Source organism: Rhodoferax sp. (genome assembly GCF_012927445.1).
Classification (GTDB): Bacteria; Pseudomonadota; Gammaproteobacteria; order Burkholderiales; family Burkholderiaceae_C; genus Rhodoferax.
The window spans coordinates 526,510-545,731 of record NZ_JABBPD010000004.1 but is presented as its reverse complement, the minus strand read 5'-3'; the positions used below and the strand labels follow the sequence as shown (position 1 = coordinate 545,731).

20 protein-coding genes are annotated in these 19,222 nt (G+C 60.3%); 12 read left to right on the top strand and 8 right to left on the bottom strand.

Annotated features, from left to right (window positions below):
• Window positions 1-115 precede the first annotated feature (115 nt).
• The 9 genes from urtA to HHJ17_RS08080 all read left to right on the top strand — a co-directional run bounded on the left by urtA (window position 116) and on the right by HHJ17_RS08080 (window position 9,186).
• Window positions 116-1,378, top strand: coding sequence for an urea ABC transporter substrate-binding protein (urtA, locus tag HHJ17_RS08120; protein ID WP_296501425.1), 1,263 nt, complete (start codon window positions 116-118; stop codon window positions 1,376-1,378).
• 115 nt (window positions 1,379-1,493) lie between these two features.
• Window positions 1,494-2,408, top strand: a complete 915-nt coding sequence (gene urtB, locus HHJ17_RS08115; RefSeq protein ID WP_296501427.1) for an urea ABC transporter permease subunit UrtB — start codon at window positions 1,494-1,496, stop codon at window positions 2,406-2,408.
• A gap of 37 nt (window positions 2,409-2,445) precedes the next feature.
• Window positions 2,446-3,666 (top strand): urea ABC transporter permease subunit UrtC, encoded by a 1,221-nt coding sequence (gene urtC, locus HHJ17_RS08110; RefSeq protein ID WP_296501429.1) that lies wholly within the window; start codon window positions 2,446-2,448, stop codon window positions 3,664-3,666.
• 17 nt (window positions 3,667-3,683) lie between these two features.
• On the top strand, window positions 3,684-4,427 hold the full coding sequence (gene urtD, locus HHJ17_RS08105) for an urea ABC transporter ATP-binding protein UrtD (RefSeq protein ID WP_296501431.1): 744 nt from the start codon (window positions 3,684-3,686) through the stop codon (window positions 4,425-4,427).
• Between the two features lie 11 nt (window positions 4,428-4,438).
• Window positions 4,439-5,128 carry an urea ABC transporter ATP-binding subunit UrtE gene (gene urtE, locus HHJ17_RS08100; RefSeq protein WP_296501433.1) on the top strand — a complete coding sequence of 230 codons (690 nt, stop codon included), beginning with the start codon at window positions 4,439-4,441 and terminating at the stop codon, window positions 5,126-5,128.
• A gap of 41 nt (window positions 5,129-5,169) precedes the next feature.
• A complete protein-coding gene (gene fmdA, locus HHJ17_RS08095) occupies window positions 5,170-6,402 on the top strand; it encodes a formamidase (RefSeq protein ID WP_296501435.1) in 1,233 nt (410 codons plus the stop codon).
• A gap of 19 nt (window positions 6,403-6,421) precedes the next feature.
• Entirely contained in the window at window positions 6,422-6,766 is a 345-nt protein-coding gene (locus HHJ17_RS08090) for a zinc ribbon domain-containing protein (protein ID WP_296501436.1), read from the top strand.
• 32 nt (window positions 6,767-6,798) lie between these two features.
• On the top strand, window positions 6,799-7,842 hold the full coding sequence (locus HHJ17_RS08085; RefSeq protein ID WP_296501437.1) for an aliphatic amidase: 1,044 nt from the start codon (window positions 6,799-6,801) through the stop codon (window positions 7,840-7,842).
• A 255-nt stretch (window positions 7,843-8,097) separates the two neighbouring features.
• A complete protein-coding gene (locus tag HHJ17_RS08080) occupies window positions 8,098-9,186 on the top strand; it encodes a patatin-like phospholipase family protein (protein ID WP_296501439.1) in 1,089 nt (362 codons plus the stop codon).
• 24 nt (window positions 9,187-9,210) lie between these two features.
• Here the strand turns inward: HHJ17_RS08080 and HHJ17_RS08075 are convergent, their stop codons facing one another.
• Complete coding sequence (locus HHJ17_RS08075; RefSeq protein ID WP_296501440.1) at window positions 9,211-9,675, bottom strand: hypothetical protein; 465 nt, start codon at window positions 9,673-9,675, stop codon at window positions 9,211-9,213.
• 199 nt (window positions 9,676-9,874) lie between these two features.
• Here HHJ17_RS08075 and HHJ17_RS08070 point away from each other — a divergent pair, with 199 nt between their 5' ends.
• Window positions 9,875-11,359 (top strand): RNB domain-containing ribonuclease, encoded by a 1,485-nt coding sequence (locus tag HHJ17_RS08070; protein WP_296505483.1) that lies wholly within the window; start codon window positions 9,875-9,877, stop codon window positions 11,357-11,359.
• A gap of 23 nt (window positions 11,360-11,382) precedes the next feature.
• Here the strand turns inward: HHJ17_RS08070 and HHJ17_RS08065 are convergent, their stop codons facing one another.
• A complete protein-coding gene (locus HHJ17_RS08065; protein WP_296505481.1) occupies window positions 11,383-12,048 on the bottom strand; it encodes a c-type cytochrome in 666 nt (221 codons plus the stop codon).
• Window positions 12,049-12,318: 270 nt separating this feature from the next.
• On the opposite strand from HHJ17_RS08065, the gene HHJ17_RS08060 reads away from it, so the two are divergent.
• Window positions 12,319-12,954: an FMN-binding negative transcriptional regulator gene (locus HHJ17_RS08060; protein ID WP_296501447.1), complete on the top strand. Its 636-nt coding sequence runs from the start codon at window positions 12,319-12,321 to the stop codon at window positions 12,952-12,954.
• Window positions 12,955-13,088: 134 nt separating this feature from the next.
• Here HHJ17_RS08060 and HHJ17_RS08055 read toward each other — a convergent pair whose 3' ends face one another.
• Complete coding sequence (locus HHJ17_RS08055; RefSeq protein WP_296501449.1) at window positions 13,089-13,400, bottom strand: hypothetical protein; 312 nt, start codon at window positions 13,398-13,400, stop codon at window positions 13,089-13,091.
• Between the two features lie 283 nt (window positions 13,401-13,683).
• Here HHJ17_RS08055 and HHJ17_RS08050 point away from each other — a divergent pair, with 283 nt between their 5' ends.
• Window positions 13,684-13,869, top strand: coding sequence for a hypothetical protein (locus HHJ17_RS08050; protein WP_296501450.1), 186 nt, complete (start codon window positions 13,684-13,686; stop codon window positions 13,867-13,869).
• 20 nt (window positions 13,870-13,889) lie between these two features.
• Here HHJ17_RS08050 and HHJ17_RS08045 read toward each other — a convergent pair whose 3' ends face one another.
• From HHJ17_RS08045 to HHJ17_RS08025, 5 genes are all read right to left on the bottom strand, one after another.
• Window positions 13,890-15,551, bottom strand: a complete 1,662-nt coding sequence (locus tag HHJ17_RS08045; RefSeq protein WP_296501452.1) for a response regulator — start codon at window positions 15,549-15,551, stop codon at window positions 13,890-13,892.
• Window positions 15,552-15,638: 87 nt separating this feature from the next.
• Window positions 15,639-16,469 (bottom strand): urease accessory protein UreD, encoded by an 831-nt coding sequence (locus HHJ17_RS08040; protein WP_296501453.1) that lies wholly within the window; start codon window positions 16,467-16,469, stop codon window positions 15,639-15,641.
• A 21-nt stretch (window positions 16,470-16,490) separates the two neighbouring features.
• Window positions 16,491-17,258, bottom strand: a complete 768-nt coding sequence (locus HHJ17_RS08035) for an ABC transporter permease (protein ID WP_296501455.1) — start codon at window positions 17,256-17,258, stop codon at window positions 16,491-16,493.
• Complete coding sequence (locus HHJ17_RS08030) at window positions 17,255-18,100, bottom strand: ABC transporter ATP-binding protein (RefSeq protein ID WP_296505479.1); 846 nt, start codon at window positions 18,098-18,100, stop codon at window positions 17,255-17,257. Before HHJ17_RS08030 ends, HHJ17_RS08035 begins: the two co-directional genes overlap by 4 nt.
• A gap of 79 nt (window positions 18,101-18,179) precedes the next feature.
• Window positions 18,180-19,208 carry an ABC transporter substrate-binding protein gene (locus HHJ17_RS08025; RefSeq protein WP_296501460.1) on the bottom strand — a complete coding sequence of 343 codons (1,029 nt, stop codon included), beginning with the start codon at window positions 19,206-19,208 and terminating at the stop codon, window positions 18,180-18,182.
• Window positions 19,209-19,222: the final 14 nt, after the last annotated feature.

The following is a 19,222-nucleotide window of genomic DNA, read 5'->3' as shown; positions in this document are numbered from 1 at the left end:
CGGATCACGGGCCTACGTTGATTGACGTATTGGGTTAGCGCGCAATTTTTTGGATGATCCATCCCAGCAAGAGAAATCCTTCTCCTTACTTTTTTATCAACCGCAGGAGCTCACCATGTCGCATGACCATCGAGATAATTCCCTCATCAACCGCCGCCGTCTGGTGCAAGGCATGGCCGCTGCGCCTCTGCTGGCCGGTTTGCCCATGTGGGCCCGGGCCCAGCAGTTCCCGACCGCCAAGGTCAACACCACCAAGCTGGCTGTGACCGATACCGAGGTGACCGTCGGACAACTGCATTCCTCCACCGGCACCATGGCGATTTCAGAGACCGGATCGATCCAGGCTGAACAGCTTGCGATTGACCAGATCAATGCCATGGGCGGCGTGCTCGGCCGCAAGATCAAGGTCATCAAGGAAGATGGCGCCTCTGATTGGCCTACGTTTGCCGAAAAGTCGAAGAAGCTGCTGGTCAATGACCGCGTGGCTGCCGTGTTCGGCTGCTGGACCTCGGCGTCGCGCAAGGCGGTGTTGCCGATTTTTGAAAAAGAAAATGGCATGCTGTACTACCCGACCTTTTACGAAGGCCTGGAGCAAAGCAAGAACGTGATCTACACCGGCCAGGAAGCAACACAGCAGATCCTGTACGGTCTCGATTGGGCCTCGAAAGAAAAGAAGGCGAAAACCTTCTTCCTCGTCGGCTCCGACTACATCTGGCCGCGCACCTCCATGAAAATTGGGCGCAAGCACATTGAAGGGCATCTGCCCGCCGGCAGCAAGGTGGTGGGCGAAGAGTACTACCCCCTGGGCAGCACCAGTTTCAATTCGTTGATCAACAAGATCAAGGTGGCCAAGCCGGACTGCATTTTCATCGCTGTGGTTGGCGGCTCCAATGTCGCGTTCTACAAGCAACTCAAGGCCGCTGGCGTGACGGCCAAGACACAGTTTCTGCTGACCATTTCGGTGACCGAAGACGAGGTGCTGGGTATTGGCGGCGAGAACATGAACGGCTTCTATGCCTCGATGAAATACTTCCAGTCGCTGGACAACGCCAATAACAAGGCGTTCGTGTCCGCCTTCAAGGCCAAGTACGGCAAAGACGCGGTGATCGGCGACGTGACGCAGGCCGCCTACCTGGGACCCTGGTTGTGGAAAGCCACGGTCGAGAAGGCCGGCAGCTTTGATGTGGACAAAATCGCCGCTGCTTCGGCCGGTATCGAGCTGAAGACGGCGCCAGAAGGCTACGTCAAACTGCATGAAAACCATCACCTGTGGAGCAAGGCGCGCATCGGCCAGGCCCAGGCCAACGGCCAGTTCAAGGTCGTGGCCGAGTCGTCGGCATTGATCGAACCGAACCCGTTTCCCAAGGGTTATCAGTAAGGCCTGATCAGCTTCCCGGCTCGTTCCCGCGTCAGGCGGGGCGGGCCGGGAAGGCTTGTTCAAGCGTACCAACCTTCACCGCCCCCACGTCACGCAAGCTGTATTGGAGCTCATCATGTCACCTTCCGAAATGCTCAACATCGGCCTGATGCAAGGCTTTGCAGGTTTAAGCCTGTTTTCTGTCCTGCTGCTGATGGGCCTGGGGCTGGCCATCATCTTTGGCCAGATGGGTGTTATCAACATGGCGCATGGTGAGTTCATGACCATCGGCGCCTACACCATTTACCTGTTCTCGCACCTGGCCGAGACTTACGCGCCGCAGTTGGCGCAAATCTACTTTCCGTTTGCCATCCTGGCCGCCTTCCTGTTTGCCTTCGCCGTCGGCTGGGGGGTGGAGTGGCTGTTCATTCGCCACTTGTACAAGCGTCCGCTGGACACCTTGCTCGCGACCTGGGGTCTGTCACTCGGCATGCAACAAATTTTTCGCACGGCTTTTGGCGCCAAGGAAGTCAGCCCGACCTTGCCGGACTGGTTGATGGGTTCTTGGGCGCCGATACCGGGCCTGGACATTCCGATCAATGGCATGTTCGTGATGGCGCTGACCCTGGTGGTGACCGGTGGCGTGCTGCTGGCGCTTTACAAGTCGCGTTGGGGTCTGCGGGTCCGTGCCACGGTGGCGAATCGTGTGATGGCCAATGCCATCGGTATTAACACCCGCAAGACGGACCGGCTCACCTTTGCCATTGGCTGCGGTATTGCCGGCGTTGCTGGCGCCGCCTTCACCACCATTGGCTCGACCGGTCCCACCAGCGGTTCCCTCTACATCGTGGACGCGTTCCTGGTCGTTACTTTTGGCGGTGCGGCCAGCTTGTTGGGCACCGTGGTGTCCGCCTTTGGCATCGCCCAAACCCAGTCGCTCGCTGAATTCTTCATGAGCGGCTCCATGGCCAAGGTCCTCACCTTGATGCTCATCGTGACCATCTTGATGCTGCGCCCGCAAGGCTTGTTTGCCGCCAAGGTGCGCCGTTGAAATTCCTATTGCAACCCCTCGTCAACCGGAGGTCTTTATGAGTCCTATCAAGCATTGGATTGAACGTCACAAAATGGGCAGCGTCTTGTTGCTGGCCCTGGTGTTGCTGGTCGCATTCCCTTTGACCCTCGACCTGTTCCGCCTGAACCTGGTGGGCAAGTATTTGAGTTATGCGTTCGTCGCCCTCGGCCTGGTCATGTTATGGGGCTATGGCGGCGTGTTGAGCCTGGGGCAGGGCGTCTTCTTTGGCCTGGGTGGCTATGGCATGGCCATGTTTCTCAAGCTGGAGGCCAGCGATGTCATCACGACCAAGATCCAGTCCACCCCGGGCATCCCCGACTTCATGGACTGGAACCAGATCACCGCATTGCCGCTGTGGTGGGAACCGTTCCGTTCTTTTCCCCTGACGCTGTTGCTGATTCTGGTGGTGCCCACTTTGCTGGCCTTCATTATTGGCTACGCCATGTTCAAGCGGCGGGTTGGTGGGGTGTACTTTGCCATCATCACGCAGGCCGTGGCCCTGATCCTGACGGTACTGATCGTGGGTCAGCAGGGGTTCACCGGTGGCGTCAACGGCATGACCGATCTCAAGACTCTTCTGGGTTGGGACACCCGCACCGACAGCGCCAAGTACATCCTGTACTACCTCACGGTGGTGCTGCTGCTGGGCGCCATCGTGCTGTGTGCCTGGATCCAGCAGAGCAAACTCGGCACCCTGCTGCTGGCGATGCGCGACAAGGAAGACCGGGTCCGTTTTTCGGGCTACGACGTGGCCATGTTCCGGGTCTTTGCGTTCTGCTTTGCCGCCTTGCTGTCTTCGATTGGCGGTGCCCTGTTCACGTTGCAGGTGGGCTTCATGTCCCCCTCGCTGGTGGGCATCGTGCCATCGATCGAGATGGTGATTTTTGCCGCTGTCGGTGGCCGCATGTCGCTGGTCGGGGCGGTCTATGGCGCCTTGCTGGTGAATTTTGGCAAGACCTATTTTTCAGAGACTTTCCCGGACCTGTGGCTGTTCCTGATGGCCGCCATGTTCCTCGGTGTCGTACTGGCTTTTCCTGATGGTCTGGCCGGTGTTTACAACCATCGCATCAAGCCATGGTGGGCCAGGCGCATGGCGGCGCGCCAAAAAGAGGAGCGGCCACCCGTCATGGCCACCGCCACCGCCACCGCCACCGCCACCGCCACCGCCACCGCCCCCCATGCCGCTGTCAGCGAATCACCTGTGATGCCTGCGGACCTGATCAGTCAACAAACCTGAAACTACGGAGGCCCACTATGAAAAACAATGATTTCGTGCTGTCGGTCGAAGACCTGACGGTATCGTTCGACGGCTTCAAGGCCATTGACAAGCTGAACCTCTACATCGATCAAAACGAGTTGCGCGTGATCATTGGTCCGAACGGCGCCGGCAAGACCACGCTGCTGGACCTGATTTGCGGCAAGACCCGCGCCACGACCGGCAGCATCAAGTTCAAGAACGACGAGATGACGGCCTTGCCCGAGTACCAGATTGTTCGCGCCGGGATTGGCCGCAAGTTCCAGACGCCTTCGATCTACGAGAACCTGAGTGTTTTCCAGAATCTGGAAGTGTCGTTTCCGCAGGGGCGTGGCGTGTTTGGCGCCCTGTTCTTCAAGTGCAGTGACGAGGTCAAGAGCCGGGTCCAGGCCATCGCCACCGAAATTGGCCTGGACGGCCACCTGGAGATTGAAGCCGGCTTGCTGTCGCACGGGCAAAAGCAGTGGCTGGAGATCGGCATGCTGCTGATGCAGGACCCCGAGTTGCTGATGCTGGACGAGCCGATTGCCGGCATGAGCGTGCGCGAGCGCGAACTCACGGCCGAGCTGCTCAAGCGCATCTGCAAGGGGCGCGCCATGATCGTGATCGAGCATGACATGGAGTTCGTCAAACAGATCGCGCACAAAGTGACCGTCATGCACCAGGGAAAAATCCTGGCCGAAGGTTCAATGGAAAAAGTTCAGGCTGATCCGCGTGTGATTGACGTGTATCTGGGCCACTGAGGAGATAAACCATGCTGAACGTCAACAACCTTCATGTGAGCTACGGGCAAAGCGAGGCGCTGCACGGCCTGACCTTCACCGCCCACAAAAATGAGACCGTGGCCATCATGGGCCGCAATGGCATGGGCAAGACCACGCTGTTCAAGTCACTCATCGGCGTGCTGCCGCTCAAGTCGGGAACCATCGATGTGGATGGCAACGACATCTCCAAAGACGAGAGTTACCAGCGGGTCGCCAAAGGCGTGGCCTACGTACCGCAGGGGCGCATGATTTTCCCCACGCTCACGGTCGAGGAAAACATCCAGACCGGACTGGAAAACGCGCGCCACAAGCAGATTCCGGATGAAATTTATGCCTTGTTCCCCGTGCTGTTTGAGATGCGCAAGCGCAAAGGCGGCAACTTGTCCGGCGGGCAGCAGCAGCAGTTGGCGATTGCCCGCGCGCTGGTGACCAACCCCAAGGTGCTGCTGCTGGACGAGCCCACCGAAGGCATACAGCCATCGATCATCAAGGACATTGCCAAGGCGTTGAACGAAATCCGCAAGATGCGTGAGATCACGATTGTGGTGTCCGAGCAGGTGCTGAGCTTCGCGATGGAGGTGGCGGACCGCCTGTTCGTCATTGAAGGCGGGCAACTGGTGCATGAGAGTACCCGGGCCGATACCGACACGGCACGCATCAAGCAATTCCTTTCGGTCTGAACCTATTTTGTTTCCTTACTAACCTCTCCAGGAGAAATGCCATGACAGACACCCTGATCAAAGTTGACCTGACCAAGTCGCCGACTGACAACGAGAACATCCATAACCGCTGGCATCCTGATATTCCGATGGCCTGCTGGGTCAAGCCGGGCGATGACTTCATCCTGGAGACCTTCGACTGGACCGGCGGTTTTATCAAAAACAACGACAGTGCCGACGATGTGCGCGACATTGATCTGACCACGGTGCACTACCTGTCGGGCCCCGTGGGTGTAACGGGTGCCGAGCCTGGTGATTTGCTGGTGGTTGACCTGCTGGACATCGGCGCCAAGCAGGACAGCCTGTGGGGCTTCAATGGTTTCTTCTCGAAGAAAAATGGCGGCGGTTTCCTGACCGATCACTTTCCTGAAGCACAAAAGTCGATCTGGGACTTCAAGGGCATGTTCACAAGCTCGCGGCATATCCCGGGCGTTAACTTTGCCGGCTTGATCCACCCCGGGCTGATCGGCTGCCTGCCGGACAAGGCGATGCTGGACCTGTGGAACAAGCGTGAGGGCGACTTGATTGCCACTGATCCTGACCGCGTTCCCGGTTTGGCTAACCCGCCTTCGGCCGGCACGGCGCATATGGGCCGCATGACGGGCGCTGCCCGTGACAAGGCCGCGCTGGAGGGGGCGCGCACGGTGCCGCCACGTGAACACGGCGGCAATTGCGATATCAAGGATTTGTCACGCGGCTCCAAGGTCTTTTTCCCGGTCTACGTGGACGGCGCAGGCCTGAGCGTCGGTGACCTGCATTTCAGCCAGGGCGATGGCGAAATTACGTTCTGCGGCGCGATCGAAATGGCGGGCTGGGTGCACATGAGGGTCAGCCTGATCAAGGACGGCATGGCCAAGTACGGCATCAAGAATCCGGTTTTCAAACCGAGCCCGATGACACCCAACTACAACGACTACCTGATCTTCGAAGGCATCTCGGTGGACGAGGCCGGCAAGCAGCACTACCTCGACGTGCAGGTCGCTTACCGCCAGGCCTGCCTGAACGCCATCGAGTACCTGAAGAAGTTTGGCTACTCCGGCGCGCAGGCTTATTCCATCCTGGGCACGGCCCCGGTGCAGGGCCACATCAGCGGCGTGGTCGATGTGCCGAACTCCTGTGCCACCTTGTGGCTGCCGACGCAGATCTTTGAGTTCGACATCAACCCGAACGCATTGGGGCCGATCAAGCACCTTGACGGCAGCATCGACATGCCGCTGTCGCACGATTTGATCTGACACACAGCGAGGTCTGCCCATGCCCACCTATGACTACGCCTGTCCTGATTGCGGGGGCTTCGACGCATTGCGTCCGCTGGCGGCCCGCAACGAGGCCGCTCCATGCCCCGATTGCGGCGCCGACGCCGCGCGTGTTTTTGTCACGGCACCGCGCCTGGCCCTGATGGAGGGCAGCACGCGCCGCGCGCTGGAAACCAACGAGCGAGCCCGGCACGAGCCGAAACGCTCAAGCGACTATGCGCGGCTGAAACACCCCGCCGGCTGCGGTTGTTGCTCAACCTCCGGCAAGCGCGGTGCGACGGTGACAGCACCGAATGGGAACAAGGCCTTTCCGGGCAAGCGGCCCTGGATGATCAGCCACTGACCCACGCGGTCCTACTAACGAATGAGGTCAATATGATTCACGGTGATATTTCAAGCAGCAAAGACACGGTCGGCGTCGCGGTAGTCAACTACAAAATGCCCCGCCTGCACAGCAAGGCGGAAGTGCTGGACAACGCGCGCAATATTGCCCGCATGGTCGAGGGCATGAAGAAGGGCTTGCCCGGGCTGGACCTGGTCATCTTCCCTGAGTACAGCACGCACGGCATCATGTACGACACGGCCGAAATGTACGAGAACGCGGCCACGGTGCCGGGTGCCGAGACCGATATTTTTGCCGAAGCCTGCCGCAATGCCAAAGTGTGGGGGGTGTTCTCGCTGACCGGCGAGCGGCATGAAGAGCATCCGAACAAAGCGCCGTACAACACCCTGATTCTGATGAATGATCAGGGCGAGATTGTCCAAAAATACCGGAAGATCATGCCGTGGACACCGATCGAGGGCTGGTACCCCGGTGACCGCACCTATGTCAGTGAGGGACCCAAGGGCATGAAGGTCAGCCTGATCATTTGCGACGACGGCAATTACCCGGAAATCTGGCGTGATTGTGCGATGCGCGGGGCTGAGTTGATTGTCCGTTGCCAGGGTTATATGTACCCGGCCAAGGAGCAGCAAATACTGATTTCCAAGGCCATGGCCTTTGCCAACAACACCTATGTGGCGGTCGCCAACGCTGCTGGCTTTGATGGCGTTTATTCCTATTTTGGACACTCGGCCCTGATCGGGTTTGACGGCCGAACACTGGGCGAGTGCGGCGAGGAAGAGATGGGTATTCAGTACGCGGCCCTGTCCAAGAATCTGATTCGCGACTTCCGTCGCAACGGCCAGTCCGAAAACCATCTCTTCAAACTGCTGCACCGCGGTTATACCGGGGTGATCAATTCGGGCGAAGGGGACAAAGGGCTGGCCGCCTGCCCGTTCGACTTTTACGCCAACTGGCTGGCTGATCCGGAGGCGGCACGCAGGCAGGTGGAGTCATTTACCCGAACCACGATCGGCACGGACGAAGCGCCCATCGATGGGATTCCGAACCAGAGTACCGAAGTGCCTTCGCGCTGACGCTCGGTCAGCCTGCGCCCAACAACGGCCTGGCCCAAATCCTGGCCATCGTGCCCGGCCATGGCCCCCGCAGTTCAGAGAGGTTGTACGTATTATTGGTCTATAGCCCCCGTCCAGTATGCGCGAGAAGCTATTAAGTTAATAGCAATTCGTCTTGCGCCATGCTGTGACGCGCGAGTCGTGGATACTGTGCAAGGGGAAACCCTATACTGATCCCAGCTTGCAGGGCGCCGCGTGCGCCGATAAGGAGTTTCTATGACCGACCGCGCTGCATCCCCCACCCGCCGAGCCAACTCCAGCCGGCCGGGCCTTGGTTTGCTCCAACGCTTCAGCCGCCCGGCGCCGCGCCGGCTCAACCTGGCGCTGCAAGGCGGCGGCGCCCATGGCGCCTTCACTTGGGGCGTGTTGGACGCCTTGCTGGCCAACCCGGAGCTGGAGTTTGAGGGTTTGAGCGGCAGCAGCGCCGGCGCCATGAACGCGGTGGTGTTTGCCAACGGCTGGTTGAAGGGCGGCCGCGACGGGGCTCGCCAGGGATTGACCGATTTCTGGACCGAAGTGGGCCAACAGATGCCTTGGGGGAGCATGACCCGGGGTGAGGGCGATGCCATCAGCCTGTCGCCCGCCAGCAAGCTGCTCGCCAACTGGGCCGGCAACTTTTCGCCCTCGCAGCTCAACCCCTTTGACTTGAACCCCCTGCGCGACCTGCTCAATCGGCAGATCGACTTCGACCGCTTGCGCGCAGCGTGCCCCTTCAAGCTGTTCATCGGCACCACGCAGGCGAACACCGGCAAGCTGCGGATATTTCGCGAAACCGAACTCACCGTTGACGTGCTGCTGGCTTCCGCCTGTCTGCCCAAAATTCATCATTCAGTCGAGATCGAAGGCGAGCCCTATTGGGATGGTGGCTACGCGGCCAACCCGGCCGTCTTTCCGCTGTTTTATGACTGCGACTCGCGCGACGTGTTGTTGGTGCTGCTCAGCCCGCTCAAGCGCGAAGGCACACCGCACACCGTGGAAGAAATCGAGGCGCGCATTGCAGAGTTGGCGTTCAGCGCCAACTTCATGCGTGAGATGCGGATGTTTGCGCAGGCGATTGAGTTTTCAAGCCCGACCTTTCTGACCTGGGGCCGGCTGGAACGGCGGCTGCAGAAGATGCGGTTCCACATGATCGATTCCAGCGAGTTGGTGAGCCTGCAGCGCACCGAAACCAAGCTGCTGGCACACCCGCCTTTTCTCGAACTGCTGAACGAGCAGGGCCGCGAGCGTGCCACTAATTGGCTGACCGAGCATGCCAGCAATGTCGGGCGACGCGCCACGGTCGATCTAATGCAGTGCTTTACCTGATCTGACGACGTTTCGGTGTGGCGGTCAGTCCGGCACCAAAGAATCATCGATGCCCGCTGTGTCGCTGGCGCGGCGGCTTCGGGCGCGCTGCATCAGCACGGTGACCAGCAGCGCCGCGGCCGCCGAGCCCGTCATCACCGGCGAGGCCGCCAGCATTTTGGCCAAGCCATCGACGGCGTGAAAGCTGACCTGCTGCACATGGTTGACCAGGGTGATGACATCGCTGGCTTGCACGTTCTGGGCTTCTTCGGGGCGAACGTGCATGTCCTGCCAGCCGCCTCGAAACCGGATATTGGCGAAGATACCATTGGCCACGGCCACAATCGAAAGCACCCCCAATGGCCGCAATAAATGCTCAAGCAGACGACTTTTCTCTACCGGCGGCGCGGATTCATAGACCTCGCCGACCAACTGGGCAATCGTGATTTCCGACACCTGTCCTGTCAATTCTCCCGGGGCCTGTCCCTCGGGCGTATCTTGGGGATTCATATCAATTCACTCCTAGTTGAAGTTCATCACTTCATCAAACGGGTTGCTGACATTACGGAGAACCTACAGAATAATCCAGAGTGCGCGGTCGACTTGTGTTGAAGTGTGTCGGCATGTAAGCGGCTCAGGCCCTCCAAGACGCCCCCCGGCACGGTCAGCGCCACGGCTGGGCTGCGGGCGCTGCATGTATATTGCCCGCATGCACGCCAATAACCACAACAACCATCATCACCATCACCGCTCAGACCTTGTCCGCATCGCGACCAGCGCCATGTTCGAGCGCGGCCTGCAACCCGAGTTCTCCGCCGGGGTGGAGCAACAACTGGCTGCCATCACCGGCCCCAGCCGCGAGAGCGACGCTGCCATCCGCGATCTCACCCATTTACTTTGGTGCTCTATCGACAACGACGACTCGCTGGATCTGGATCAGCTCACCGCCAGCGAAGGTTTGCCGCAAGGCGGCGTCAAAATGTGGGTGGCTATCGCCGATGTGGACGCGCTGGTCAAAAAAGGCAGCGCCATTGACGAACACGCCCGCACCAACACCACCTCGGTTTACACCTCGGCCCGCATCTTTCCGATGTTGCCCGAGCGCCTGTCTACCGACTTGACCTCGCTCAACTTTGACCAGGACCGGCTGGCGCTGGTGACCGAGATGGACTTCAGCGCCGACGCCACGCTGATTCGCTCCACCGTCTACCGGGCCAAAGTGCGCAACAAGGCCAAGCTGGCCTACGACGCGGTGAGCGCCTGGATTGACGGCGAGGCCGCGCTGCCGGCCGCCGCCGCGGCCGTGCCCGGCATGGATGCCCAGCTGCGCACCCAGGACGCCCTGGCCCAGCAGCTGCGCCTGCGCCGACATGCTGAAGGCTCACTGGAGTTTGAAACCTTCCAGCCGCGCGCCGTGTTTGAAGGCGAGCAGGTGATCGACATTCGCCAGCAAGTGCAAAACCGCGCCCGCCAGCTGATCGAAGAAGTGATGATCGCCACCAACGGCTGCACCGCCCGTTATCTGGCCGCGCAGGGCGGCGCCTCGCTGCGGCGCGTGGTGCGCTCACCCGAGCGCTGGTTGCGCATCGTGGCCGTGGCCCAGGAATACGGCGAAACCTTGCCGGCGGAGCCCGATTCCAAAGCGCTGGAAGCCTTTTTGGCCAAACGCCACCAGGCCGATCCGCTGCGCTTTCCCGATCTGTCGCTCGTCATCGTGCGGCTCATGGGCTCGGGCGAGTATGTGGTGGAAACGCCCGGCGGCCCGCCGATTGGTCACTTTGGCCTGGCCGTGCGCGACTACACCCACTCCACCGCGCCCAACCGGCGCTTCCCCGACCTGATCACCTCGCGCCTGCTCAAGGCGGTGCTGGCGAACAAGCCGCCGCCGTACTCGAACGCCGAGCTGGGCGAGCTGGCCATGCACTGCACCCGGCAAGAAAACTCTGCCCAGAAAGTGGAGCGGCGCATGCGCAAGTCCGAGGCGGCGCTGTTGCTGGAGTCGCACGTTGGCCAGCGTTATGACGCCATCGTGACCGGCAGCACCACCGACGGCATCTGGGTCCGGATTTTTACCCCGCCCGCCGATGGCAAGCTGGTGAGCGGCGCGGACGGACTCAAGGTCGGCGACAAAGTCCACGTCAAACTGGTCTCGACCAATGTGGAACGCGGTTTTATCGATTTTGTAACGGCCTGACAGAGAAGCGCCGCCAGGCCGCTTTATTCCATGGACATGACGTACGCGACGACGGCATCAATGTCGGCGTCCGTCATCAGTTGGGTCGTGGCCGCCATGAGCGGGTCAATTCTCAGGCCGGTCCCCGCCCGGTAACCCCGCAGGGTGGCGCGAAGGTAATCCGGCTGCTGCCCGGCGATGCGGGCAAATTTCTCGTTGCCCCGCCCATCTTCGCCGTGGCAACGCCAGCAAGTCTTGCTGTAGTGCTCCTTGCCCTTGGCCGCCAGCGCCGGGTTTGACACGGTCTTGCGGACAACTTTTTGATTGGCATAGAACAGCACCATCCCGATCTTTTCGTCGCTGTTCATCGCCTTGATCATGCCTTCCATGAACTCATTGCGGCGCCGTCCATCGGCGAACTTGCGCAGTTGTTCGATCAGGTACGCCGGGTTTTGGCCGGCCAGATTGGGGATCTCCGGCTTGAGGCTGTTGCCCCCTTCGCCATGGCAGTTGGCGCAGACTGCCGCCACTTTGCGGCCGGTCTTGAAGGCGGATTCAGACAGTTTGGCGTCGTGCTCCACCTCCTTCAGCCGTGCCGGCAGATCGACCTCGGCCACCCGAGTCCGGGTTGACTGCGCGATGGCAGGCGCCGCAACGGCATACACACACAATCCAGCGAGAAGCGCTGCAAGCAATCGGATTGAATTCACAGATATCCCTATTTGTTTTAGGTTATTTTAGAGGGCGTACCAAATGCTCACGCTGACGGGCCACGGCGACCAGTCCCGCATCGCCTAGCCGAATTGGGGGATAAGCTCTGAGCGTCAGCGTGAAAAAGCGCTGGCAGTGTTCGTTACATTTGGATGTTATTTAGGCTTATAGCCCCCGTGAAATAAGCGTGGATAGCTATTTATTTTGTAGCAAATAGGCTTCCCGACCACCCGCCACGTTGAGCTCGAAACCAGGCCCTCGCAATACCCATGACCTACCTCCCCGCCCATTTTGAAGAAACCGACCCCGCCACGCTGCACGCGCTGGTCGGCGCCTACCCGCTGGCCACCTGGGTGGTGCCGCACCAGGGTGAGCTGCTGGTAAACCACATCCCGTTTCTGCTGGATGCCCAACGCGGAGAGCACGGCACGCTGATTGGCCACGTTGCCCGCGCCAACCCGGTGTGGCAGGCTTTGACGGCGGCGTCATCGGTGGCGGTGTTCACCGGGCCACAAGCCTATGTGTCACCCAACTGGTACCCGAGCAAACAGGCGCATGGCAAGGTCGTGCCCACCTGGAATTACGCCACCGTTCACGCCCACGGTGTGCCGCAGGCGTTTGACGACCCGGCCCGGCTGCTTGATCTGGTCACCCGCCTGACCCGGACACACGAAGCCCGGCAAACCCAACCCTGGCAGGTGTCGGATGCGCCCGCTGATTACCTGAACAGCATGCTCATCGCCATCGTCGGCATCGAGATTCCGGTGCAGCGCTGGGTGGGCAAGTGGAAGGTCAGCCAAAACCGTCCAGCCGCAGATCAGCAAGGAGTGGTTGCTGGGTTGATGGCGCAAGGCAGCGAGGTGGCGCAGATGGCCGCTTGGGTGCGGGGAGAGCACACGCCGTGAAAGTGTTATTGCCTTAAGGCATGCGTTTCGCCTTGAATTGGAACGGGTATATATAAGTTTGATGGGTCAGTTTGAGACCGTGGATGGCAGTTTGAGACCCAAAACAGACTTTTGTCTTGCTCCGAGGCGGTCATTCAACGCTGAAGGAAGTCGAACTTGGAAGCGACAGTCTCCTTCCAGTGCAGCAATATATTTGCGACTTTCAAAGCCCGCCCAGAATTGGCTGGTAAACCCATGCCGACCGTTGTGACTTCTTCTAGGTACGCCGCTATCTGCTCAGCCGAAGCGTTAGCCTGAATCAAACGGAAGACCTGAGGCAAATAGCCGAAGTATTCGTCTCGTGCGAGAGGTGTCCCTGCGACGCCTATTGGGTCCCATACATAGTGCAAAACTTCGTCGGTTCTGCGGTAAAGCTCTTCTTCAGCGGGTGCGAGTTTTGTTCCCATGACTTATCGTTCGTAAACGTCAAGCTTATCCCCCAAATGGGCGGAGCTTCTAAATGACCGCTTCCGCTGCAATGCGGAAAATCACGAACCCATGTTGTTCTGTTGAGTAGAGTTTCACATTTGAGTAGGTTCCTTATGGATTCGCTCGCCCCATACGCCACAAGGCGTATTTCCCAATCTCCCGCTCCTCCCTAAAGTCCCTCCCCATCGCCATGCAAAAGCCTGTTTCAAAAACAGGCCGCCGCGCAGCGAGATGGAAACTTATCACCACCGGAGAAGCAACATGCAACGTTCAAATTCACGACGTTTGACGCTCAAGGTACTCACCGTTGCCGTCGCCACCCTGTCTGCGCTGCCCGCTTATGCCGCTGTCATCATCAAGAGCATTGGGCGCATGATCCGCATGCTGGCCCGCGGCAAGGGCTGCAACATGGCGATTGACCGCGTGCGGCAACTGGTCGCCATGTGACGGGGCCGCACCCCCGGTTGTTACGTCAATGTGCTGGGGGCCTTGGCGGGCGCGCCGCCGGTGCGCAGGGTCAGCCCGCCGGCCTGACGTTTTTGTTCACCCAGTGCCGGTCGGCTGATGGGGGTGCCGAAGCGGGTGCGCAAGTCCTGCACCATCTCGTTCAGGCCTTGTGCGTCCTCAATTTTTTCAGCGTAGCGATGCAGCACCAGGTGGGCGGTTTCAATCAGCTTGCCGTTGAGGGTGGAGCTGCCGTGAAAAATCAGGTTTTTGACCGCCGCCTTGGGGTCCCCTTCCATGCTGAGCAACATGGCGTGCTCGGTGAGTTTCAGAATCTGGGCCTGTGCGTCCCGTATGCGGGCGGCATAGGGTTCATGGACGGCAGCGGCAGCGGCGAGGAGTTCGGTTAAGGGCCGACTGGTGCAAAAACGCATGCTCAGGGTGTCCACCACGGACTCCACTTCGTCCAGCTGAATGGCTTTGTTGGCCAGTTGTGCCATCAGGGCCAGCAGGTTGGAGGCGGATTCGAAATCAAAGTCGGGCGATTGCACGACTTTGCTCATGGCGCGCACGGCGTCCACGGCCTGCGCAAACTGGTGCTGCTGAATGGCCGCCAGCGCATCCACAATGTTGGCGAGTCGACGATGGCGTTTGCTGTCCGGGTTTCTGTCGATCAGGCGGACAAAGTCGTCGCGACAGCGTTGCAGGCCTTTGCTGTCGCCGCAATCCAGACGGGCAAACGCCAGCAGCACCAGCGTCTGGCAGTCGAACATTTTGGAGTCCAGTCCGAGCCGGGTGGTGCGATCGAGTATTTTTTCGGCTTCTGCACGGTCGCCCGAGTAGTAGGTCATCATGCCCAGATTTTGCAAACGGGTGATGGACGCGGGCGTCAGCTCGCTGGCCATTTTGTAGGTGGCCAGGGCCTTGTCAAACTTGCCGAGTTCAAACTGGGCGCGGCCCATCACATCGTAGGCGTCGGCGTAGCTGGGGTCTTCGTTGATCAGGTTCTCCAGGGTACTGGTGGCCTTGGAAATCTGGCCTTCATCCAGCAAAGAGCGTGCAACCCCCAGTTTGGCCCAGGGCAGGGTTTTAGCGGCCACCACGGCTTCGTACAAGATCTGGGCCTGCGCGCATTTGCCGGTGCGCAGCAGCAACTCGGCGCCGACGCGAGCGGCATACAGCCAAAACAGGCCCCGGGACTCAAAGCGGTGCAGGCAAAGCTCGGCCGCGCGTTCAAAGTCTTCGGCTTCGATCGCGGTAAATATTTCGGCCAGGGAAATTTTGCGGATGCGGGCTTGCCGCAGCCGTTCTCCCAAATGGGTGGCTTTGTGCGGTTTGAGCAAATAGCCATCCAGCGCCGATTCAGCGGCCTCGGCCACTTTGGCATAGGTGGCCTCGGCGGTCACCATGATGAAGACGGTCGAAAACGGCAACAGTTGGTTGCGGCGCAAATCGTCCAGCAAGTCCTGGCCGGACATGACTTCGTTGGCAAAATGATGTTCGCACAGCACCACGTCAAAGGTCCGGTACTCCAGCTGGCGGCGGGCATCTACCAGCCGTGCGCACTGGAGCACGGTACCCATGCCAAAGTCGCGCAACTGGGCTACCAGAATCGAACGTGAGGTGGGGTTGCTCTCAATTACCAAGGCACTCGAAGCGGACAAGTCGTCTTCAGGCAGCGCCATTGTTAGGCTGCCGTCTGCATTGCAGCACCGGATGCAGGATAGGACATGGGGGTCACCTCGTATTTTGGTTATCTCAAAATAATATCATTAGGTTGACCAGATACGGGGATTGATTGCTGACCGCTGCCAGAAGTGCTGCCGCCACGCGCCCCATACCTGGCGCAGCAGGTCCATGGCCGGCTCCACCATCGGTGCCAGCACCCGCACCACAATGACCTGTCCATCCGGGCTGGTGGCGCCTGCGGTGGCGCGCAGGGCGTGTGCGTCGATCACGGTTCGGGCGGCGTCCAGCGCGCGTTGGCGCCGTCCTCTTTCCAGCTTGCTGCCAGCGACAAAAAAAATCGAGGCCAGGCAGCGGTGCCCCGCCAGCCCCAGCGGGCCGTTCATCAATCGGAGGTCATCGGCCTTGATGCGCCCGCGCTCCAGCCACACGCCGGGCACTTCAATGTGTTGCAAAAAACTCCCCTGCTCGAAGGGCTGGCTGGCATGCGGCAACCCCAGCGCCGTCACGTCCCAGCCCATGAACTCCGCTTGCGGCGCCAGCTCCAGGGTGAGGTGGTTTTCGGCCAGGCCGTGGTTGTAGCAAATCGCCTCCAGCGGCAACCATTCCAGACGGGCCTGCCCGGTCAAGGTGATGTGGGTGCGTTGCACGGCGCGTTCGCCGTTGGAGCGGTAAAAACGGGTGGCGCCGGGGGTGGTGATCAGTCCGTGGGACGCCTCGCCGGCGGTGATGCGAATGTCCAGTGTGTCGCCGCCCACCAAGCCACCGGGTGGGTGCACCAGCACGTTGTGGCACACCGCATCGCCCTCGGGGTACAGGCTTTGCAAGACACGCAAGGGGCCGTCATGGAGAAAATGGGCGACGGTGCGCTCGGTCCGCACGGTGTAGTCGAGTTTCAGGGAGGCGTGCCAACTCATGTCAAGGTCGGGGCCGGGCCGCTATTCGCCCTGGGTGCCGCGATGCGCCCAGGCCGTTGTGTTTTTTTCGATAAAGCTGAACAACTCGTACATCGCCATGGCCATCGCGCCGATCACGATCAGGCCGGCAAACGCCAGGGGCATGCGCTGCGCGGAGCCGGCCGATTGCATCAGGTAGCCAATGCCCGAGTCGCCCGCGGTCATCTCCGCCAGCACGGTGCCGACAAAAGCCAGCGTGATGGCGATTTTGAGCGAGCCAAAAAAGTAGGGCATGGAACGCGGCAAGCCGACCTTGATCAGCACGTCCCAGCGCTTGGCGCCCAGCACTCGCAACACGTCTTCCAGCTCGGGCTCCAGCGTGGCCAAGCCGGTGGCCATGTTGACCGTGATGGGGAAGAATGAAATCAGAAAAGCGGTCAGGATGCCCGGGCCCACGCCAATGCCGAACCAGACGATCAGGATGGGCACCAGTGCGGCTTTCGGCACCGCATTAAAGGCCACCAGCAGCGGGTAGACCGCGGCGTAGGCCATGCGGGACGACCCGACCAAAAAGCCCAGCATCACCCCGACCACAATGGAAATGCCAAAGCCGATCAGCGTGACCCAGAAGGTTTTCCAGCCCGCCGCGGCCAGCGGCCCGGCGAACTCGGCCATGGATTGGCCGATGGCCAACGGGCTGGGGAAAATGAACTCGGGAATGGCGAAACCCATGCAGACCAGTTGCCACAGCAGGATCAGGACAAGCGCCAGCAGCACGGGCGCCCAGCGTTCGGTGAGTTGACGGTTCATGCGGGGCTGCCGGTGGTGTGCGCTTGGGTGCCATGGTTCCGCGATGCACCAATATGGCCCCGCAGTTCATGCACGATGTCGGAGAACTCGCGGGTGTAGGTGATTTCCAGGTCGCGCGGGCGCGGCAGGTCGATGGCTTTTTTAACCACAAACCGGCCCGGACTTTTGCTCATCACGTACACCGTGTCGGCCAGAAAGACGGACTCGCGCAGGTCGTGCGTGACCAGGATGACATTAAATTTTTGCTCGGTCCAGAGGTCGCGCAGAATGCACCACAACTCTTCGCGGGTAAAGGCATCGAGCGCCCCAAAAGGCTCGTCCAGCAGCAGCATTTTGGGTTCATGAATGAGAGCCCGACAGATGCTGGCCCGTTGCTGCATGCCGCCTGACAGCTGCCAGGGAAATTTGTCCTCGTAGCCCGCCAGTCCGACTTTTTGCAGCAGCGCCCGGGCGCGTGCTTCGTATTCTTTGCGTTTCGCCTTGAACTGGCTGCGGTAAGGTTCCACGATTTCCAGCGGCAGCAACACGTTGTCCACCGTGGTGCGCCAGGGCAACAGCGACGGTGCCTGAAACGCCATGCCGGAGATTTTCAAAGGCCCGGTGACGGCTTGGCCGTCGATCATGATCCTGCCCATCGACGGCATCTTGAGGCCGGTGGCCAGCTTCATGAAGGTGGACTTGCCGCAGCCGGACGGCCCGACGATGGCAATGAACTCGCCCTGGCGAACCTTGAGGTCGATGGCCTCGACCGCAAAGTGGTTCTGCTGGCGCAGTTCGTCGTTGTAGGCGAGCCAGACGTCCTGAAAATCGACAAACCAGGGGCTGGCGGAGTGTTGCATCATTTTTATATGAGAAATAGGGCTTTAGCCCCCGTCGATAGGGCGTAACTAGCTATTATTAATGTAGCTAATCTGACCCCGCTTATTTTTTTGGCAACACGTCCAACGCGGCCTGCGGGGGCAGGAAGGCGCCATTCCACACGGTGTCGGCGTTGACCCGGGTCTTGGTGTTGAAGGCATCCGACACTTGAGATGCCATCAGGGTGAGGCGCGGTCCCTTGACCTGGCCAAAGCCTTCGGCCCGGGCATCCGGGCTGTTGACGGCGGTGTCGATGGCCAGTTTCAGGCGCCGGGTTTCCAGCGCCACGTTGATGATGCCGTCACGTTGCCGTACCGATTCAATCGCCGCTTCGGGCTTGGCGAGCACCTCTTTCACGCCTTGGGTGAACGCCAGCAGAAAGGCTTTGACCGCCGCCGGATTTTCTTTCAGGATTTTGGGCGACGCAATGATCACGTTGCCGTACAGCTTGACACCATGGTCCGCATAGGGGAACACCAGCACGTCGGCCGCCTTGACGCCGCGAGCTTCCAGATTCAGCAGCGAGGTGAAGGTGAAGCCGGTGATGGCCTCCACATCGCCGCGGGCCAGCATGGTTTCCCGCAGTGGCGGGTCCATGGCGGTCCATTGCACGCCGGTGATGTGGTTGGCCTTGGCGAAAATCGGAAAGGCGCGGCGGCCCGCATCAAACACGGGCGCGCCAAATTTTTTGCCGCTCAGATCGGCCAGCGTCTTGATGCCCGATTTCTTGAGCACCATGACGGAGGCGGGCGTGTTGTTGTAGACCATCATGATGGCGACCGGCTTGCTGGGGGAGTCCGGGTTGTTGGCATGGAACTCCATGAGCGCGGCCATGTCGGCAAAGCCGAGGTCGTAGGTGCCGGAGGCCACCCGGGTGACGGTGCCGCCGGAGCCGTTGCCGGCGTCAATGCTCACGTCCAGCTTGGCGGCCTTGAAGTAGCCCTTGGCCGCCGGCGACAGAAACAAGGCTGCCGGCCCCTCAAAGCGCCAGTCGAGCTGGAATTTGATCGGCGTGTTTTTCGCCTGGGCCAGCCCCAGGGCCGAGGTCGCCACCAGCGCGACGGCCAACTTGAACAGAATGCGTTTACTCATAGAGATCTCCAGCA

Excerpts from the sequence above, each read along its gene's own strand:
- urtA (WP_296501425.1), top strand. The coding sequence starts at position 116 with ATGTCGCATGACCATCGAGATAATTCCCTCATCAACCGCCGCCGTCTG.
- urtB (WP_296501427.1), top strand. The coding sequence starts at position 1,494 with ATGTCACCTTCCGAAATGCTCAACATCGGCCTGATGCAAGGCTTTGCA.
- urtC (WP_296501429.1), top strand. The coding sequence starts at position 2,446 with ATGAGTCCTATCAAGCATTGGATTGAACGTCACAAAATGGGCAGCGTC.
- urtD (WP_296501431.1), top strand. The coding sequence starts at position 3,684 with ATGAAAAACAATGATTTCGTGCTGTCGGTCGAAGACCTGACGGTATCG.
- urtE (WP_296501433.1), top strand. The coding sequence starts at position 4,439 with ATGCTGAACGTCAACAACCTTCATGTGAGCTACGGGCAAAGCGAGGCG.
- fmdA (WP_296501435.1), top strand. The coding sequence starts at position 5,170 with ATGACAGACACCCTGATCAAAGTTGACCTGACCAAGTCGCCGACTGAC.
- HHJ17_RS08090 (WP_296501436.1), top strand. The coding sequence starts at position 6,422 with ATGCCCACCTATGACTACGCCTGTCCTGATTGCGGGGGCTTCGACGCA.
- HHJ17_RS08085 (WP_296501437.1), top strand. The coding sequence starts at position 6,799 with ATGATTCACGGTGATATTTCAAGCAGCAAAGACACGGTCGGCGTCGCG.
- HHJ17_RS08080 (WP_296501439.1), top strand. The coding sequence starts at position 8,098 with ATGACCGACCGCGCTGCATCCCCCACCCGCCGAGCCAACTCCAGCCGG.
- HHJ17_RS08075 (WP_296501440.1), bottom strand. The coding sequence starts at position 9,675 with ATGAATCCCCAAGATACGCCCGAGGGACAGGCCCCGGGAGAATTGACA.
- HHJ17_RS08070 (WP_296505483.1), top strand. The coding sequence starts at position 9,875 with ATGCACGCCAATAACCACAACAACCATCATCACCATCACCGCTCAGAC.
- HHJ17_RS08060 (WP_296501447.1), top strand. The coding sequence starts at position 12,319 with ATGACCTACCTCCCCGCCCATTTTGAAGAAACCGACCCCGCCACGCTG.
- HHJ17_RS08055 (WP_296501449.1), bottom strand. The coding sequence starts at position 13,400 with ATGGGAACAAAACTCGCACCCGCTGAAGAAGAGCTTTACCGCAGAACC.
- HHJ17_RS08050 (WP_296501450.1), top strand. The coding sequence starts at position 13,684 with ATGCAACGTTCAAATTCACGACGTTTGACGCTCAAGGTACTCACCGTT.
- HHJ17_RS08045 (WP_296501452.1), bottom strand. The coding sequence starts at position 15,551 with ATGGCGCTGCCTGAAGACGACTTGTCCGCTTCGAGTGCCTTGGTAATT.
- HHJ17_RS08040 (WP_296501453.1), bottom strand. The coding sequence starts at position 16,469 with ATGAGTTGGCACGCCTCCCTGAAACTCGACTACACCGTGCGGACCGAG.
- HHJ17_RS08035 (WP_296501455.1), bottom strand. The coding sequence starts at position 17,258 with ATGAACCGTCAACTCACCGAACGCTGGGCGCCCGTGCTGCTGGCGCTT.
- HHJ17_RS08030 (WP_296505479.1), bottom strand. The coding sequence starts at position 18,100 with ATGATGCAACACTCCGCCAGCCCCTGGTTTGTCGATTTTCAGGACGTC.
- HHJ17_RS08025 (WP_296501460.1), bottom strand. The coding sequence starts at position 19,208 with ATGAGTAAACGCATTCTGTTCAAGTTGGCCGTCGCGCTGGTGGCGACC.